The sequence below is a fragment of the Segatella asaccharophila genome, from assembly GCF_054687055.1.
On record NZ_BAACAN010000008.1, the window covers coordinates 18,417 to 34,485 of the forward strand.

Annotated in this window: 16 protein-coding genes; 5 read left to right on the forward strand and 11 right to left on the reverse strand. The window is 44.9% G+C overall.

The window, feature by feature from the left end:
• Positions 1-40: 40 nt before the first annotated feature.
• From ACYRYG_RS06500 to ACYRYG_RS06525, 6 genes are all read right to left on the reverse strand, one after another.
• Positions 41-1,255 carry a MalY/PatB family protein gene (locus tag ACYRYG_RS06500; protein WP_460197849.1) on the reverse strand — a complete coding sequence of 405 codons (1,215 nt, stop codon included), beginning with the start codon at positions 1,253-1,255 and terminating at the stop codon, positions 41-43.
• A 43-nt stretch (positions 1,256-1,298) separates the two neighbouring features.
• Positions 1,299-4,136 (reverse strand): putative LPS assembly protein LptD, encoded by a 2,838-nt coding sequence (locus ACYRYG_RS06505; protein WP_293417951.1) that lies wholly within the window; start codon positions 4,134-4,136, stop codon positions 1,299-1,301.
• 131 nt (positions 4,137-4,267) lie between these two features.
• Positions 4,268-4,804 carry an HD domain-containing protein gene (locus ACYRYG_RS06510; protein WP_293417953.1) on the reverse strand — a complete coding sequence of 179 codons (537 nt, stop codon included), beginning with the start codon at positions 4,802-4,804 and terminating at the stop codon, positions 4,268-4,270.
• A 23-nt stretch (positions 4,805-4,827) separates the two neighbouring features.
• Entirely contained in the window at positions 4,828-6,603 is a 1,776-nt protein-coding gene (locus ACYRYG_RS06515) for an oxaloacetate decarboxylase (protein ID WP_293417955.1), read from the reverse strand.
• 174 nt (positions 6,604-6,777) lie between these two features.
• Positions 6,778-7,296 (reverse strand): preQ(1) synthase, encoded by a 519-nt coding sequence (gene queF, locus ACYRYG_RS06520; RefSeq protein ID WP_293417957.1) that lies wholly within the window; start codon positions 7,294-7,296, stop codon positions 6,778-6,780.
• 120 nt (positions 7,297-7,416) lie between these two features.
• Positions 7,417-8,139, reverse strand: coding sequence for a queuosine precursor transporter (locus tag ACYRYG_RS06525; RefSeq protein ID WP_293417959.1), 723 nt, complete (start codon positions 8,137-8,139; stop codon positions 7,417-7,419).
• A 217-nt stretch (positions 8,140-8,356) separates the two neighbouring features.
• On the opposite strand from ACYRYG_RS06525, the gene ACYRYG_RS06530 reads away from it, so the two are divergent.
• Positions 8,357-9,439, forward strand: a complete 1,083-nt coding sequence (locus ACYRYG_RS06530) for a TlpA disulfide reductase family protein (protein ID WP_293417961.1) — start codon at positions 8,357-8,359, stop codon at positions 9,437-9,439.
• A 156-nt stretch (positions 9,440-9,595) separates the two neighbouring features.
• On the opposite strand, the gene ACYRYG_RS06535 is transcribed toward ACYRYG_RS06530, so the two are convergent.
• The 5 genes from ACYRYG_RS06535 to nusB form a co-directional block, all read right to left on the reverse strand.
• Entirely contained in the window at positions 9,596-10,060 is a 465-nt protein-coding gene (locus ACYRYG_RS06535; protein WP_293417965.1) for a DUF5606 family protein, read from the reverse strand.
• 62 nt (positions 10,061-10,122) lie between these two features.
• Positions 10,123-10,698: a dephospho-CoA kinase gene (gene coaE / locus ACYRYG_RS06540; RefSeq protein WP_293419694.1), complete on the reverse strand. Its 576-nt coding sequence runs from the start codon at positions 10,696-10,698 to the stop codon at positions 10,123-10,125.
• A 26-nt stretch (positions 10,699-10,724) separates the two neighbouring features.
• Complete coding sequence (locus tag ACYRYG_RS06545; RefSeq protein ID WP_460197850.1) at positions 10,725-11,615, reverse strand: CdaR family protein; 891 nt, start codon at positions 11,613-11,615, stop codon at positions 10,725-10,727.
• Between the two features lie 108 nt (positions 11,616-11,723).
• The gene (gene yajC / locus ACYRYG_RS06550) at positions 11,724-12,047 is read right to left on the reverse strand and encodes a preprotein translocase subunit YajC (RefSeq protein ID WP_293419700.1); all 324 of its coding nucleotides are present in this window, start codon (positions 12,045-12,047) and stop codon (positions 11,724-11,726) included.
• 87 nt (positions 12,048-12,134) lie between these two features.
• Positions 12,135-13,325, reverse strand: coding sequence for a transcription antitermination factor NusB (gene nusB / locus ACYRYG_RS06555; protein WP_293419703.1), 1,191 nt, complete (start codon positions 13,323-13,325; stop codon positions 12,135-12,137).
• A gap of 254 nt (positions 13,326-13,579) precedes the next feature.
• On the opposite strand from nusB, the gene ACYRYG_RS06560 reads away from it, so the two are divergent.
• The 4 genes from ACYRYG_RS06560 (at position 13,580) to purN (ending at position 16,009) form a co-directional block, all read left to right on the forward strand.
• Positions 13,580-14,266: a 50S ribosomal protein L25/general stress protein Ctc gene (locus ACYRYG_RS06560; RefSeq protein WP_293419706.1), complete on the forward strand. Its 687-nt coding sequence runs from the start codon at positions 13,580-13,582 to the stop codon at positions 14,264-14,266.
• Positions 14,267-14,354: 88 nt separating this feature from the next.
• Positions 14,355-14,948, forward strand: coding sequence for an aminoacyl-tRNA hydrolase (pth, locus tag ACYRYG_RS06565; RefSeq protein ID WP_293419709.1), 594 nt, complete (start codon positions 14,355-14,357; stop codon positions 14,946-14,948).
• The gene (locus ACYRYG_RS06570) at positions 14,926-15,378 is read left to right on the forward strand and encodes an RNA-binding S4 domain-containing protein (RefSeq protein ID WP_293419712.1); all 453 of its coding nucleotides are present in this window, start codon (positions 14,926-14,928) and stop codon (positions 15,376-15,378) included. Before pth ends, ACYRYG_RS06570 begins: the two co-directional genes overlap by 23 nt.
• 58 nt (positions 15,379-15,436) lie before the next feature.
• Complete coding sequence (gene purN, locus ACYRYG_RS06575) at positions 15,437-16,009, forward strand: phosphoribosylglycinamide formyltransferase (protein ID WP_293419715.1); 573 nt, start codon at positions 15,437-15,439, stop codon at positions 16,007-16,009.
• Positions 16,010-16,069 lie beyond the last annotated feature (60 nt).

Sequence of the window (16,069 nt, forward strand, 5' to 3'; positions counted from 1 at the left end):
AAACAAACACGAAGGTACAGGGCTCTTTCTTCAATGCTCCCTATCTATTCTCCTTGTCCACCCTTTCCGAATATGGAAGATCAACTACTGCCTGAGATAACTGGTTCAGTGTTTTTTTGATAATACTCCTCGGGCATCCCACATTCAGACGCATGAACCCTTCTCCTCCAGGGCCGAACATCTCACCATCGTTCAATGCCAGATGAGCCTTATCAACAAAGAGATCCAGCAATTGTTCATGGCTGAGTCCCAATCCACGACAGTTAAGCCATATCAGGAAACTTGCCTGAGGCCGTAAAGGACATATACCAGGGATATGTGCATCACAATACTCTTCGACAAACCGGATATTGTCCTCTACATAAGCCAGCATCTGCTTCCTCCACTCTTCACCATGGCGGAAGGCAGCTATGGTAGCTATAGGTGCAAAGATATGAGGCTCTGCCAGTTCATTGACATTCACCCAGTGACAGAACTTTCTGCGGATTTCCGGATTCGGAATAATAGCATGCGAGGTGATGATGCCGGCAATATTAAAAGTTTTCGTAGGAGCCTGAAAGGTGATGCTGTTAGCCGCAGCTTTCTCACTTACACTGGCAAAGGGGATATGCTTGTTTCCGAAAAGGGCCATGTCACAATGAATTTCATCACTCACCACCAGAAGATGGTGATCATAGCAGAAATCTGCCAGATGAATCAAGGTGTCCCGGTCCCAGCAGATCCCGGCAGGATTATGGGGATTACAAAGAACAAACAGTTTGCAACGCTTGTTATATACTTTCTGCAGATGGCTGAAATCCATACTGTAGGAACCATCCGGATTTCTCTTCAAGCCATTAAATACGACCTTACGACCGTTACCCTGTGGAACAAGTCGGAAAGGATGATACACAGGGGGCTGTATGATTACCTCATCACCCGGACGGGTAAACACATTCAAGACCATCCCCAGTCCTTTCACTATGCCAGGAATAAAACTAATCCAGTCCTTTTCCACCTTCCACTGATGGTGTGAAAAGATCCAATCCTGTATGGCAGGTTTATAGTCATCCGGTAACACGGTATAGCCGAATATCGGGTGAGCCAGACGCTTGCGCATGGCATCAATAATAGCAGGACAGACGGCAAAATTCATATCTGCTACCCACATCGGCAACAAATCTTTGCGCCCCCAGCGGGACTGCAAGGCTTCATGCATCACATCCCCACTTCCAAGACGGTCTATAACCTGGTCAAAATCATATCTCATCCTCATTCCCCTTCATAAACACCTAAGCACAAATCTTCACTTTTGAAAATCAATACCACTGAACAGCATTCGAATATCCACTACGCTTTTCATATTTCAAGGCATCTGTCAGTGTGGAAGCATTGCAGCGGAAAACAAAATTATAACTCGTATACGGAGCAAGCACCACATCACAACTCATATTAAAGCAGTGCAAATCACGCTGTAAAGATGCTGTGGTCATACTAATCTTATGATACTCAAAATCATATCCTGAAGAGAAATTAATATTCCATCCGTCACTGATCCGTATATTTCCGCTCACATTGAGAGTCTGGGTATACTTATATGGATAGCGCATGTGCTTGTAGTTGAATTTTCCGCTTGTGTTCTCCCGCATCGAGATACCATAGCCAAAGGTAAGAGACCAGGGCATGGAGAACTTCATATACCCGTTTTCATCCGTTTCGGCTTTTCCGCTCTTTTGAGCTCCATTCTTCCCCTTCTCCATATCCGGATCAATATTACTCTCTATATTAGTATCCGTTCCTTCGTCATCTCCCTGTGGGTTATTTTTCTTGTTTTTATTTTTACTCTCCTGGTCTTCATCACCATGATGAAAGAATTTCTTGATCTTATCAGGTGTCAGCGTATAGGAAATATTCTGGGACATCCCCTGGAAACGAGGGAAACGTCCTTTTCCAAACTCTGTATGATTACTGACATAGGGGTCTCCGTTCTGGTCCAGCTCATAGGCGTATGTAGAAAACATACCATTAAAATTAAAGGTATAATTTTTCCACCACTTCAATCGCATACGCACCGACAAGTCACTCCACCGGTGGTAGCTGGCTGCCGCATTGTAGGACATCGTCGCTCCCAGTTCATCAATCAGACTGATCTTCTTGAATCCGGTAGAATCCTTGTCACTTTTCACTTTCATCTCAAGGTTATTATCTATATCCCAGGTAACGTTTTCCGACCGGCCTTTTCCGGGCACGCTATAGAGACCATCACTATAGGGAGAATAAGACACCAGCGAGACATTACCGTCAGCATCAGTCTTCTGATACGAATCCCAATAGCCATAACGCCGGGCGCCGAAATCAGGGGAATAGCTGAAGGTTACCGTTGGAGTGAACACATGGCGGATAGCCTGGATCTTGTCACCGAAGATCTTCTTGTTGGGTACCCAGAAACCATACACCTTTGTACTCGCTCCTACACTGAAATTCCAGTTGTATATGTTATGCAGCCCATACGTCGTGTCGCAGACCTCCGTCTGACGGGCTTCATCCCAGGACCGCATGATTTTATTCGTATACATCCGGTCGGTAAAATTAAAACTCGGATTAATATTGATTGCATTGAACAGCGTAAAGCTTGCACTGATGGGAATCGTATGCTCCCACCCGTTTTTCCAGTCCTTTATCAGGTTCGAATGCAAGAACCTGTCTTCAGTGGTATTGATCGAATTACTGATCTGACCAGTATAGCTCATGGCAATCTTCTCATACCAACGTTCCTTTCCCACCAGATGTTTACGGCGGAAAGGATAGAAACGGGCCAGACTGATACTCAGATCGGGCAGGGTCATCGCCAGGGAAGAGTCTCGCATATTCTGAGACAGATTGGCGGTGGCACTCAGAGACAATCCGATGCTGGAGAAACCTGTGCTCCAACTCACGGAAGAGGTTCGAGTGCTCTGCGTATAACTTTGCGGATTATACAAACTGGTCAAGTTATTCTTCTCATAACTGGACGTAGCAAAGTTGACACTCGCAGAAAGAGAACTGAAAGGATTTGCTTTCGCATCCTGCCGGTGGCTCCACTGGATCTTGAAACTTTCCTGCTTTGCATAGTCCGGCATCCCCTTATCTCCCGTCTTGGTGTTCTGATAACTGAGATAAAAACTGCCGCTATAGCGGTAACGCTTACGGTAATTGGTAGCAGCACTCAATCCCCATGACCCTTCTGTATAGATTTCTCCCAGAAGTTTTAAATCCCAGTCATCATTAACTGCAAAATAGTATCCCCCATTACGCAGATAGAATCCACGGGCATTCTCATCACCATAACTAGGCATGATGAATCCGGAGGAATAATGCTTGGTAAAAGGAAAGAAACCATAAGGAATAGCAAAAGGTAAAGGTACATCTGCTACAACCAGATAAGCCGGGCCGAAAATCACATCCTTGCCCGGACGTACCTTCGCACGGGAAAGGGCTATATAAAAATCAGGATCCTGTTTATCACAAGTAGTATAACGGCCATGCTGAAGATAGATGATACCCGTAGAATCACGCTTGGAGAGTTTACCGGACAGATAGCCTTCATCCTGGTGAGTATAGACCTGGTCCACCAAAGCTTTCTTAGACTTATAGTTAAAAGCAATAGTATCCGTCTGGTATTCGTCCTGTCCTACCTTGAAAACAGGCTTTCCCTTCACTCCACCCTCAGCCGTGGAATCTTTTGTACCATGAGCTTGCATCAAATCATGATCCATATTCATTCTGATCCTATCGGAAGTCAGGTTATAATTCTCGTACTTCACATTGGAATTACCATATAAATAGGCCATTTTCCGGTTTGCATCATAAACGATGGAATCATCCGCCTGATAATTAATAGGGGCATCTATACCACCAGCCTTTTTCCGATTGATAGAATCCAGCCGGATCGAATCATCAATGATCTTATTGTGATGGTAAATAGCTAATTGCAGTGAATCCATTTTAGTCGTATCCGCAACGATATGGCCGGAAGAATCCCGCTTCACGGAATCCCGTAAAGCGACAGAATCAGCAGTTACTGATTTTTTCTTCCTTTTAAAAAAAGGCATATTGGGCACTGCCATCATATACATGAAGGCGCACAACAATAGAAATATAACTGACTTTCTTCTCATTGACAGAGTGCAAAGTTACTAAAAAGTTGCCAGTCATGAAATCGCATCCTGTTTTTTTTCCTCTCTGAACCAGATTTAACTTTTACCTTGTATATTTAACTTACTTCCCAAACAGGAAGATCCACGGGCACCTACTCAAACTGCTTTTCCCACGAGCGAAAACGCTCCAGCCCTTTTTCACCAAATTTCACCAGACTATGCTCCGCCTGTTCCCTGGTCTTTTCCCGTTCCGGATGTGTTTTCGAGTAGAACTTATCTGCATAGCAGATCACTTGCTCTTCAAGCGTCTCAGGAAGGAAATCCCGATGGGGTAATGGCAGATTCTGCCGGATAATCTCTTCTTTGGTCAATCCGGTACCGGTATGCCGCTCACAGACCCGTGCATGACGGGGGAAACCATCCTTACGTAACATCTGTGCACCAATATAACCATGGCAGATATACGGTTCCGTACCGAAGCAACAGATGGCAGGTGCATGACATCTGCAGATGCCTATATCATGAAGCATACCGGCCTCGATCAGGAACTGGCGGTCGAGCCCCAGTTCGGGGTGACTATCACAAATGCGCACAGCACGCTTCATGACCAGCGTGCTGTGCGTGATGAGAATATAACGGAGTTCATTATCCTCCGGATAATATTTATCGATAATCCTCTGATAATTCAAAATAATTCCTGTCAAAACAAGATTCAGGCTTCTGGACGCTGGATATAGCCCAACACCTCACCCTTACGGACCTTAGATCCCTGATGGGCACTAATTTCCACGAGCTGGCCCCCTAAATCTGCAGGGATCATCTGAAATTCCCCCCACGGGGTCTGGAGATAACAGAACACATCTCCCTTCTCATATTCCTTGCCGATATAAGGTTCAACTGCCGGGGCAGCTTCACTATCTCCCTGGAACTCCCAGAACACCTGACCGCGGACAGGAGCAACAACGGGATCAGCTTTAGCATGCTTGAAAGCCACGGCCTCCTCTACACTCACCTTGGCACCCATGCGGGCATCCTTTGCCTTCTGCAAGTCGGCCAGGAAATTTTTCTTGGCCTGGCCACTCTTATAGTTGCGATACTGCTCAGGATGCATGGCAAGTTCAAAGAGCTCCTCATCATCCTGGCCATAGTCCCAGCCGTTTTTATCCATTTCCTTACGGAAGTCCGGAAGGGTATCTTTCAGCAGCGTATGAGGATCAACATCCGTAAACTGGCGGCCCTGCTTTTTGGCTAACTCTACCAGTTCGGGAGCAATCTTACCCGGGACACGACCGCTCTTGCCGAGAATCATACCCCACATATTATCATCCATCATCACAAAACGGCCCTTGCCCTGCTCCATGGTCAGAAGATTCATCAGTGCAATATTCTTGGTATACTGACTGAAAGGAGTTACCAATGGTGGATAGCCGACACGCGGCCATACATAAGCCACCTCATCAAAGAGTTTCACCATCAAGTCATCTACGGTATATTCCGGCTCTCCTTTCTTGACTCTCAAATGGTTGATGGTCTGGCGCATGCCCCCAAGATCAGCCATCATACTTCCCATCATTCCGCCTGGCAGGCCACAACCCAGCAAAAGGGATGACATCAACTTGTTCTGCGGATTGATGAAATATCCCAGCCAGTCATCAATAAATTCCTGTGTAAGGGCACGGGCTTTCATATAGGCTTTCATATTAATATCAGGAACATCAAAGCCGTAATGCTTCAACATGCTCTGCACAGAGATAACGTCTGGATGAACCTTTCCCCAGGAAAGTGGCTCAATGGCCGTATCAATAATATCTGCACCGTTCTTGCACACCTCTACAATGGAAGCCATACTCAGTCCCGGACCTGAATGTCCGTGGTACTCTATGAGAATGTCCGGATGCTTCGTCTTGATAATTTTAGTCAACTGCCCTAGAAAACAAGGCTGTCCGATTCCGGCCATATCTTTCAGACAGATTTCCTGAGCACCTGCAGCGATCTCTTCATCGGCAATCTTGCTGTAATATTCTAATGTATGAACCGGCGAAGTAGTGATACACAGCGTACCCTGGGCCGTCATTCCGGCTTCCTTTGCCCACTTAATGGCGGGAGCAATATTGCGAATATCATTCAGGCCATCGAAAATACGGGTAATATCCACCCCTTGCGCCTTCTTGACCTTGTACATCATCTTGCGCACATCATCTGGCACAGGATACATACGGAGGGCATTAAGGCCACGGTCAAGCATGTGAGTTTTAATCCCCGCCTCATTGAGAGGCTTGCAGAAAGCACGTACAGAAGGATTTGGATCATCTCCCGCAAGAAGATTAACCTGTTCAAAAGCTCCACCGTTAGTTTCTACACGAGCAAAACAACCCATGTCAACGAAGACAGGGGCGATACGCTCCAACTGGTCCTTGCGTGGCTGAAACTTCCCTGAGCTTTGCCACATATCTCGATAGACGAGACTGAATTGAATTTTCTTTGCCATATTTCAACGATTCAAAATACCTGAAATCTTAATAATATTGCGAACTTTCCTCCCGCAAAATCGCAGCAAAATTAGGTAAAAAAATCCAAATATCAGATGAATACCAGCTTTTTTTTAAAAATATCATGTGTTTATGCACAAATGAAGGATGATGTGCATAAAATGGCAACAGAATCATTTCAACGAAGATTCTTTCGTCAGATTATGATTCATGAAACGATATTCTGCCATCTTTTCAAACTTCGTACCTTTGCGCCCATAATTGGCATAAGGATAGATGCTGATACCCCCACGGGGCAGGAAATATCCTGTCACCTCAATATATTTCGGATCCATCAACTGGATGAGATCTTTCATGATAATATTCACACAATCCTCATGAAAAGCCCCATGGTTACGAAAACTGAACAAGTAGAGTTTCAGACTTTTACTCTCCACCATCCGCTGGTCCGGAACATAGGAAATACGAATTTCAGCAAAGTCGGGCTGTCCCGTAATCGGACATAAGGAAGTGAATTCCGGACAATTGAACTGAACCCAATAATCATTATCAGGATGCTTGTTCATAAAGGTTTCCAGTACTTCCGGAGCATAGTCCATTTTATACCTGGTCTTTGAGCCTAGGGCTTTCAGCCCTTCCGACTTTCTGCTGCCATCAGCATTGGCAGTAACCTGATGATTAGTTTTCTCCATGATCTGTCTTTATTTATTTTTAAGGCTTACACTTTTTTCTCTTCAAGAATTTTCACGCCGGCCCTTATTCGGTTTTTCCTCCCCAAAATCTGATCTGTCTTTTATATTATATCAAACCTCTCACACCTGCCAGATTTTCCAGACACTATAATTGATCCCATCATCGTATGTATCCATCCGCTCATGTTTTTTCAAAGCTTTGACCACACGGATCGTGACCGGAAGGCAAACCACTTCATACATCGTCTTCAGAAAAACCTGCAAGATCATTACCTGTGGAAGCACTTTCGCAGGGATCACGCCCCCAAGGGCAAGCGGGAAGAAAATGAGAGAGTCAAGACTTTCTCCCGCAACTGTACTTAAAACCGCACGGGCCGAGAAACGCTTTCCTTGATCATGGATCTTCATTTTGCTCATGACATACGCATTCGCAAAACTCCCTACGATAAAAGCCAGGAAAGAAGCGGCTGTAATACGGGGCGCCAGGCCGAAAATAGCATGGAAACCGGCATCATTCGTCCAATAAGGAGCACCAGGAATAGCATCACAGATTGCTCCGAAGGCCACAAAAAAGAAATCCATGGCAAAACCTATCCAGATCATCAGACGGGCTTTACGGTACCCCCATACTTCGCAAGTACAGTCATTAATAATATAACTGATTGGAAAGACCAGCAACCCACCGGTCAAACTCAGGCTCCACGGACCAATATTCAAGACTATTTGCTTTGTTTCCAGAATGTTTGCTGTAATCAAACAGACACAAAAGACAATGCTGAAAAGCATAAACATCACCGTCACCTTCTCCGGTCCCTGAGGAGAGACCTGGCTTTTATTCTTCATTTTCTTGTTTTTAACGAGGTTTTACAAGCACTCTTAGAATGATGGATCCACTCCTCCAACAGGACAGATGGAAACATCCTGATCACAAATCGGAAGGCAAAGTTACTGATTTTTTCCGACAATTACGTAAGATTCAGAATTATTCCTTATATTTGCAAGGAATAATTACAAAAATCTGTTGGCCTTTGCCTAAAAGGTCTTTTTAACTTACATTATAATGAGAAAGAAAATTTTATCAATGTGCCTGTTTGCTTTGTTCACTGCAAGTGCAGGTGCCCAGAATGTAGACTATGTCATCACTGGTGATGCCCCTCAAGGCAGTGATTCCGTTTACGTTTTATTCAACGGAACAGGTAAACCGGATATTTATCCTGTAAAAGACGGTAAATATCAAGTGAGTGGAAACAAGCCCCTGAACACATTTATCACTGTTGCTTTCAAGAATGGAGAAGCGACCGCCGTGGTGAATGACCGTACACCCGTGAATATCGAAAGTGCTTTCCATCTTTCGGGATCTCCACTTAATTTGCAGTTTGCTGAGATTCAGAAAAAACTCGAAAGCTATAATGCTAAAGAACACGAACTCTTCACGGAATATCAGGATGCCCGTAAGGACAATACGGCCGAAGGACAGACAAAACTGAAAACTATCATCGGACAACTTGACCAGTTGGACCAGGATATTCAGAACATTGTACTCGACTATACCGCGAAGCATAAGGATGATGTGACCCCAGCCTATATTCTGAGAGCCAGTGACATCTATGGGTATTCTTATCCCCAACTCAAGGAATTATGTGCCCCGTCTACCGGATACTACAACTCCCCCATGATGGAAAGGATAAAAGATCAGTTAACTTCTCTCGCCAAACGCCAGCCGGGTGTGAGCTATACCGACCTGACCATGCAGGACCTGCATGGCAAGACGGTAAAACTATCCCAATGGGCCGGGAAGGGCAAATATGTGCTGGTAGACTTCTGGGCATCATGGTGCGGTCCCTGTCGTGCTGAGATGCCAAATGTCGTCAACAACTATAAGAAGTATCATGCCAAAGGCTTTCAGATCGTGGGTGTATCCTTCGACTCCAACGCTGGAGCATGGAAATCTGCAGTAGAAAGATTAGGCATGACCTGGCCACAGATGAGTGATCTGAAAGGCTGGAAGAACGCTGCATCCCTGGCTTATGGGATCAATTCCATTCCTTCAAATATTCTGCTGAATCCAAAAGGAAAAATCATTGCCAGTGATCTGCGCGGTGAAAACCTCGGCAGCAAATTGAAGGAAATTTATAAAGAATAGCAACCGGGCTCACATGATATGTCCTCTGGGCGCAGGTCTTCAGCACGGTCAAATAAATATCGAACGGGCGGCTCACTTCTGAATGTGTGAGTCGCCCGTTCTTTCCATATCACCGTCCCTCTGCCGACTTTGCCGGAGATCCAAAAGTATCTTTCTTTATTTTTTTTCTACTTGCCCTTCCGTCTCTTTATCACGGTCTGCAACATTGGTACCCTGGGTTGGAGCCAGGACTTTCTTAAAATCGGTAATACCGATCTTTACAAGTATATCATACCATTGAAGGAGTTTTTTGATGTCACTGTCATGTACACGGCTCTGATCCCAGTTAGGCAAGACTTTAGAGAAATATTCACGCCGATCCGCAGCACTTACCTTACGGTAATTGAAAGACAACGCCTGCAGGTTCTCTTGTTTTCCGATATTCTCCAGGACCTGCCATAAAGGCACATCCTCAGCATCCGTATACATTGCTATATCGCCAAGACTAGTCACGCGGTCAGTAGCAAAAGCCGGTAAACGGTGATGTGTGTCGTCAAGCGTTTCAACGATTAAATTACTCTTTCCACGTGATACCAGTTTGTATAATCCTGGTCTTCCGGCAATCGAAAGTATAGTTTCCATTGTTCTTATTTATTAAAAATTATTTTATAATTGATGATTCTCATTCCAACAGGTACTCTTTTTTATCTTATCGGCCATTGTGCTAAGGTCTGAAACAGGCGTTCTACCTCCCCCTTCAGATCCACTTTTCCATCATTGATAATGACCAGATCACTGCGCTTTTCTACCTCTTCCTGTGGCAGTTGACTCCTGATCCATTGCAGGGCTTTTCCCCTGCTGATGCCGTCACGAGACATTACCCGTTGAATACGCACTTCCATAGGAGCAGAAACACAAACGACAACATCCATATTCACGCGGCGGTTAAAGCCACTGTCAAAGAAAATAGCACTTTCCAGCCAGTCTTTACCGCTCCTGACAAAATCGGAGGCCACCACTGGATGAATGACATCGTTCAATGCTTGTCTGTGCCCCTCATTGTTCAAAAGGTACCGGGCAAGCACTTTTTTCTGCAAGACCCCATCCTCGTACACCTTCTGACCCGTCAGCAAACTGATAGCGTCTTGCAAAGCCTTATCGCCAGCCATTAAGCGCTTGGCGGCGGCATCACAATCATACACCTGAATCCCTCTGCCAGCAAGCATCCGGCAGATATAAGACTTGCCACTCCCGATTCCTCCCGTTATCGCAATCTTCATGATGTTGTTCCTTCCCCGATCAGATCTTACTCGTTTTCTTCAATCAGATAATCCACCTGATTCATGTCCAGATGAGGTTTCATGATTCCATGAGGGAACATCTTCAGATGCAATTTGCAGTTCTTTGCTGAGTCAGCAACAATCTCCTTATAATCAGCAACCACAGAAAACTGGTTCGGATGAATTGTACGGAACATGCTCGCCCCGATAATAAACCTTACCTTCACCTTACCCGGAAAAGTGCGAAGCATCTTTCCGGCAGGCATGTTGACGGCCGTAATCGGCACATCCATGCTCTCCTCAGTCAAAATATCGGGGAACAAGGCAATCCGCACCCTGTCGGGCACAATCTTGACCCCTCTGATACTTTTCAAGGACACCATACGATAGACCGTATCCGTAAAATTGGTTATATACAAATTCTCCGTGCTCACGGAATTGACCCGATCCAGCAAATGACGGTTTGCATAGATGGTTACCTTCTCCGGCCAGAATTCCACCTTCGAAAGATAATAGCTCTCACCAGGAACTACTCTGCCAGACATCCGAACAGGTACCACTTTAGAAAGCCCAAAATTAAAATAGAAATCTAATGTTCCCGGTTTCAACTGGGTTATTCTCGACGATTTGAAAAGTTGGACGTAAATTGCAGCCTTAACGTCACCGGAAGGTACACTGCCATGTCCCATATCCTTTTCAGCATAGTCCGAAAAGGAAACTGATACAGGCTGTATCTTCTTCGTTGTGGAATAAGCCAGCAACTGGAAGCCTTTGTCCCTGATAGTGACATAAACGGTGTCTTGCAGAGGACCGGTAATCACTGCATTACGAGGTACACCCGTAAGACGGAGTTCAACAGGATACTCTTCCTCATAGGTTCCATTCAGCGACATGAGCAGCCAAAAAGTTGCGCTCAAGGCTAAAAAGAATAAAAAAATCAGAAACTCCTTACTGATGATGCGCTTAGGCAAACTCAGCAAGAAGTCCCTGACCCACTGAAATATGTGCGATGCGCTACGCATTCTTTACTTGGCCTGGTTCTGCGAAGCAGAAGCCGGGTTAGCAAATACATAATTCTTGTCTACTGTAATCACTACGCCATGTGCAATTTCGAGGTCAATGGTGTTACGGGCTGCATCGATATGCTTCACCTTTCCATAAATACCCCCTCCGGTCACAACTTCAGATCCTTCTGAAAGAGCATTCTGAAATTTGCGAATTTCCTTCTGCTTCTTCTGCTGAGGGCGAATCATAAACAACCACATGATCACGAAGATCGCAATCATCATGATCAGGAAGCCCATTCCTCCTCCTGCAGCACCCTGCTGAGCTAATACTAATGATGTCATAATCCTTGTTTTCTAATTTAAATAAATAATTTTTGATTGATTCCTTTTCTCATGGAAGAACGATCTTCTTCCTTTCCAACTTAACAATCACTTTTCACCTTCCGGTTCAACTTGATTGTCTGTTTTTTCCACTGCATGATCAGCAGAAGGAGTCTGAGCAGATTCATCCTCCTCCTTGTCTACCGGCGCATCAGGCTTTTCCACGCCCTCTTCTCGGGGAGCAGACGGCTCAGTTTCCTGATGCTTAAAATTAAGCAACTGGTTCTCTTCATCCTGTATCCGCAGGCGGCGCCCCGAAGTTCCCCTGGGCGTCCGCTTTTTCTCTTCAGGATACACACGAGGACGAGGTTCGCTCATCGGCTTTGCCATCTTCCCCGTTTCATTTAAATGACGGGCAATGGCATCCAACATACCATTGACATATCGCCCACTCTGATAAGTACTGTACAATTTGGCAAGATTGACATACTCATTAATTGTTACACTTATCGGAATATTCTGGAAGGTCAGCATCTCAGCTATGGCAATCTGCATGATAACCACATCCATATAAGCCAGACGGGAAAAATCCCAGTTACGACTCGCCTCGCTCATATAATGCTGATAATTATCGGCATTGAGAATAGTAGCTCTAAACAACTTTCTCGCAAAATCACGATCTTCTTCATCCTTATACTCCGGAAGCAGTTCCTGCTTGGAACCCTTTTCCGGGTCAAAACGCTTGATGGTCTTGAGGACAAATGTATCTACAATCTCTTTATCATCATTCCAATAAAGGCTTTTATCTTCCAGAAGGGCATCCAGATCCGAATTCTCCTGAATGTTCTGCTTATAGAGTTTACGCCAGAATTCCCGTTCTGCCTCATAACTCTCATCCGGGCCAGCAAGATAGTCTTTATACAGATCGCTCTGCTGCATCTGAGAAAGTAATTTCCGTACAAACTCCAGATCATCCTCCCATGTCGTCTTCTGGTTAGCCACGAATTCTGAAAGCATCTTGTTCTCTTCCAGTTGGACAGCAAACTTGTTATATGCGAATTTTTGTGATGGAGGTTCCTTTCCTTCACGGGCAGCACGGGCAGCAAGTATTTCTTCTTGACTGCGTGCCTCCTTGGTCACGGCTACAATAAGGGCCAGCAGGTCATTATATAAATCATACGCCTTAGAAAGACTAAAAAGTAATTCTTTCTCGGCATTATCAATATTCCGGTCTCCGTTTTGATAGTATGCGTAGGTTAACTGAACTATCTTGATACGTATTAACTCTCTGTTAATCATCTCGTCTAAATTTGATTCTTTGTTTCAGCACTCAAGCTAACAGTGCAAAAGTAGGAAATTCCAACGTAATATGCAAGAGAACAGTAAGAAATTCAAGAAAATTTAAGGAAAAGTTGCATAACTCATAGAAAATTAGTACCTTTGCACCGCTTTTCAAGATTGAGAAGAGATGGATATGACCTGTCAGGCCACCTCCATTATCTCTCAGTGTGATGGCGAATTAAATTCCAATATTAATTTAGAGTAACACTTAAATGAAAGAGATTACGATTTCAGGTCAGAAGCGTACAGACCTTGGGAAGAAAGCTTCTAAAGAACTCCGCAAACAAGGATTGGTGCCATGCAATATCTATGGTGAAGCTAAAGAAAACGGCCAGCCGGTTGCAATGGCTTTCGCTTCTCCAATGAGTGAATTGAGGAAGATCGTTTACACACCGCATATTTACGTTATCAACATCACCATTGATGGGCAAAAACATACGGCTATTCTGAAAGAACTCCAGTTCCAACCGGTATCAGATGCATTGCTTCATGTAGATTTCCTCGAAGTAAATGACCAGAAACCGATCACTATCGGCATTCCTGTTGAACTCAAAGGTCTTGCTCCGGGTGTCCGTGATGGTGGCCGCATGAACTTGTCAATCCGTAAAATCAATGTTACGGCTCCCTATCAGAATATTCCGGAACGTCTCATTGTGGATGTAACTAAACTGGAGTTGGGCAAGAGTATCAAGGTCGGTCAACTCCATTATGACAATATCGAACTTGCTACCGGCAAAAGCGTAGTTGTTTGCTCCGTGAAGATGACCCGTCAGGCCGTAACGGATGAGACCGCTGCAACGGCTGCAGGTGAAGAGGCTGCTCCGGCAGAGACAGCTGCAAGTACTGAAGCAGCAGCAGATACGAAAGATGCAAAGGCTAAAGAGCCTGCAAAGAAATAAGAATAGCAGGTGTGCTGCAAAAGATAACTCAGCAACACCCTTCACTTCTATTCCGCCGGTCATTGCACCGTAGGGTTAATTATTGATCATGGACAAATACTTGATTTGTGGCTTGGGCAATCCAGGAGATGAATATAACGGGACCCGGCACAATACAGGATTTATGGTATTGGACGCTTTTGCAAAAGCGTCCAATATTTGTTTTGAGGATAAGCGTTATGGTTTCGTCTCAGAAACCTCCCTTAAAGGGAAGAAAGTTTTCCTGCTTAAACCCACTACCTTTATGAACCTCAGCGGTAACGCTGTGCGCTACTGGCTGAACAAAGAGAAGATTGACCAGAAAAGATTTCTTGTCATCTGCGATGACCTGAATCTTCCACTGGGAGAATTCAGACTGAAGGGCAACGGCAGCAATGGAGGACACAATGGCCTGGGAAATATCCAGCAACTCATCGGACAAGACTATGCCCGTCTGCGTATGGGTGTGGGAAATGATTTTCCACGGGGTGGACAGATTGACTGGGTACTGGGGCATTATAGCGAGAAGGACTTGAAAGTATTAGAACCAAGTATCCATACAGCCGTAGAAATCATCAAGAGTTTTATTCTGCAGGGACTGGACGAGACGATGAACACTTACAATCGTTTAGGAAGAGAACATGGCAGAAACAGCAAGAATTGACAAGTGGCTTTGGGCTGCACGAATCTTCAAGACCCGTTCTCTCGCAGCCGAGAATTGTAAGAACGGACGGGTTACCATACAGGGAATACCGGTCAAACCCTCTCATCTGATCAAAAAGGGTGAAATCGTCGCCGTAAAGAAACCTCCGGTTACCTATTCCTTTCAGGTGCTGGATTGCATCGAGCAACGGGTTGGAGCCAAACTCCTTCCAGGTGTATATAAGAATGTCACGGATCCAAAACAATATGAATTGCTGGAAATGAGTCACCTCAGCGGATTTGTCAACCGTGCCCGTGGAACAGGGAGACCAACGAAGAAAGACCGTCGGAACATGGATTCTTTCATAGAACCGGCCTTATTCGGCTTTGATGATGAACCCAGCGAGGATGAAGAAAATGATTATGAGAAAAAGAAACATAATCACTTCTAGGGGATTGCTCATACCTAGGGAAATAATAATTTTAATGGATTAAATCAGGAAAAATATCATGACTCATATTGCCATCTTCGTTTCGGGAAACGGAACAAATTGTGAAAATATTATTCATTATTTTGCTCATTCTCAGAAAGCCGACATTTCTCTTGTATTGTCTGACCGGACAGACTCATACGCCCTGACCCGCGCAAAGGAAGCCGGCGTGCCAGTCACTGTGGTGCCGAAGGTACAGTTCATGCAAGAAAACGTCCTCCTCCCCATTCTGGAAAGGTACCATATCAACTTTATCGTATTGGCAGGTTTTCTGCTGCTGGTACCTGCTTTCCTGATCCAGGCCTATCCTCATGAAATCATTAATCTCCACCCTGCTCTACTGCCTAAATTTGGGGGCAAGGGAATGTGGGGGCATCATGTCCACGAAGCCGTCAAGGCAGCAGGAGAAACTGAAACAGGGATGACCGTCCACTGGGTGAATGAGAAATATGACAGTGGTCAGATCATCGCTCAATATACAACACCATTAAAACCCGAGGATACTCCTGATGACATTGCTGCAAAAGAACATATCCTTGAAATGAAATATTTCCCGGAGGTCATAGAAAAGGTCATCAGCAAACTCTCATAATTTCTTCCGAAGACTGAAAAGGGCTGTCTTGATCATATTAAATTCATCAAGACAGCCCTT

Excerpts from the sequence above, each read along its gene's own strand:
- ACYRYG_RS06530 (WP_293417961.1), top strand. The coding sequence starts at position 8,357 with ATGAGAAAGAAAATTTTATCAATGTGCCTGTTTGCTTTGTTCACTGCA.
- ACYRYG_RS06505 (WP_293417951.1), bottom strand. The coding sequence starts at position 4,136 with ATGAGAAGAAAGTCAGTTATATTTCTATTGTTGTGCGCCTTCATGTAT.
- ACYRYG_RS06500 (WP_460197849.1), bottom strand. The coding sequence starts at position 1,255 with ATGAGGATGAGATATGATTTTGACCAGGTTATAGACCGTCTTGGAAGT.
- ACYRYG_RS06570 (WP_293419712.1), top strand. The coding sequence starts at position 14,926 with ATGGCAGAAACAGCAAGAATTGACAAGTGGCTTTGGGCTGCACGAATC.
- ACYRYG_RS06560 (WP_293419706.1), top strand. The coding sequence starts at position 13,580 with ATGAAAGAGATTACGATTTCAGGTCAGAAGCGTACAGACCTTGGGAAG.
- coaE (WP_293419694.1), bottom strand. The coding sequence starts at position 10,698 with ATGAAGATTGCGATAACGGGAGGAATCGGGAGTGGCAAGTCTTATATC.
- yajC (WP_293419700.1), bottom strand. The coding sequence starts at position 12,047 with ATGACATCATTAGTATTAGCTCAGCAGGGTGCTGCAGGAGGAGGAATG.
- purN (WP_293419715.1), top strand. The coding sequence starts at position 15,437 with ATGACTCATATTGCCATCTTCGTTTCGGGAAACGGAACAAATTGTGAA.
- ACYRYG_RS06515 (WP_293417955.1), bottom strand. The coding sequence starts at position 6,603 with ATGGCAAAGAAAATTCAATTCAGTCTCGTCTATCGAGATATGTGGCAA.
- queF (WP_293417957.1), bottom strand. The coding sequence starts at position 7,296 with ATGGAGAAAACTAATCATCAGGTTACTGCCAATGCTGATGGCAGCAGA.
- ACYRYG_RS06535 (WP_293417965.1), bottom strand. The coding sequence starts at position 10,060 with ATGGAAACTATACTTTCGATTGCCGGAAGACCAGGATTATACAAACTG.
- nusB (WP_293419703.1), bottom strand. The coding sequence starts at position 13,325 with ATGATTAACAGAGAGTTAATACGTATCAAGATAGTTCAGTTAACCTAC.
- pth (WP_293419709.1), top strand. The coding sequence starts at position 14,355 with ATGGACAAATACTTGATTTGTGGCTTGGGCAATCCAGGAGATGAATAT.
- ACYRYG_RS06525 (WP_293417959.1), bottom strand. The coding sequence starts at position 8,139 with ATGAAGAATAAAAGCCAGGTCTCTCCTCAGGGACCGGAGAAGGTGACG.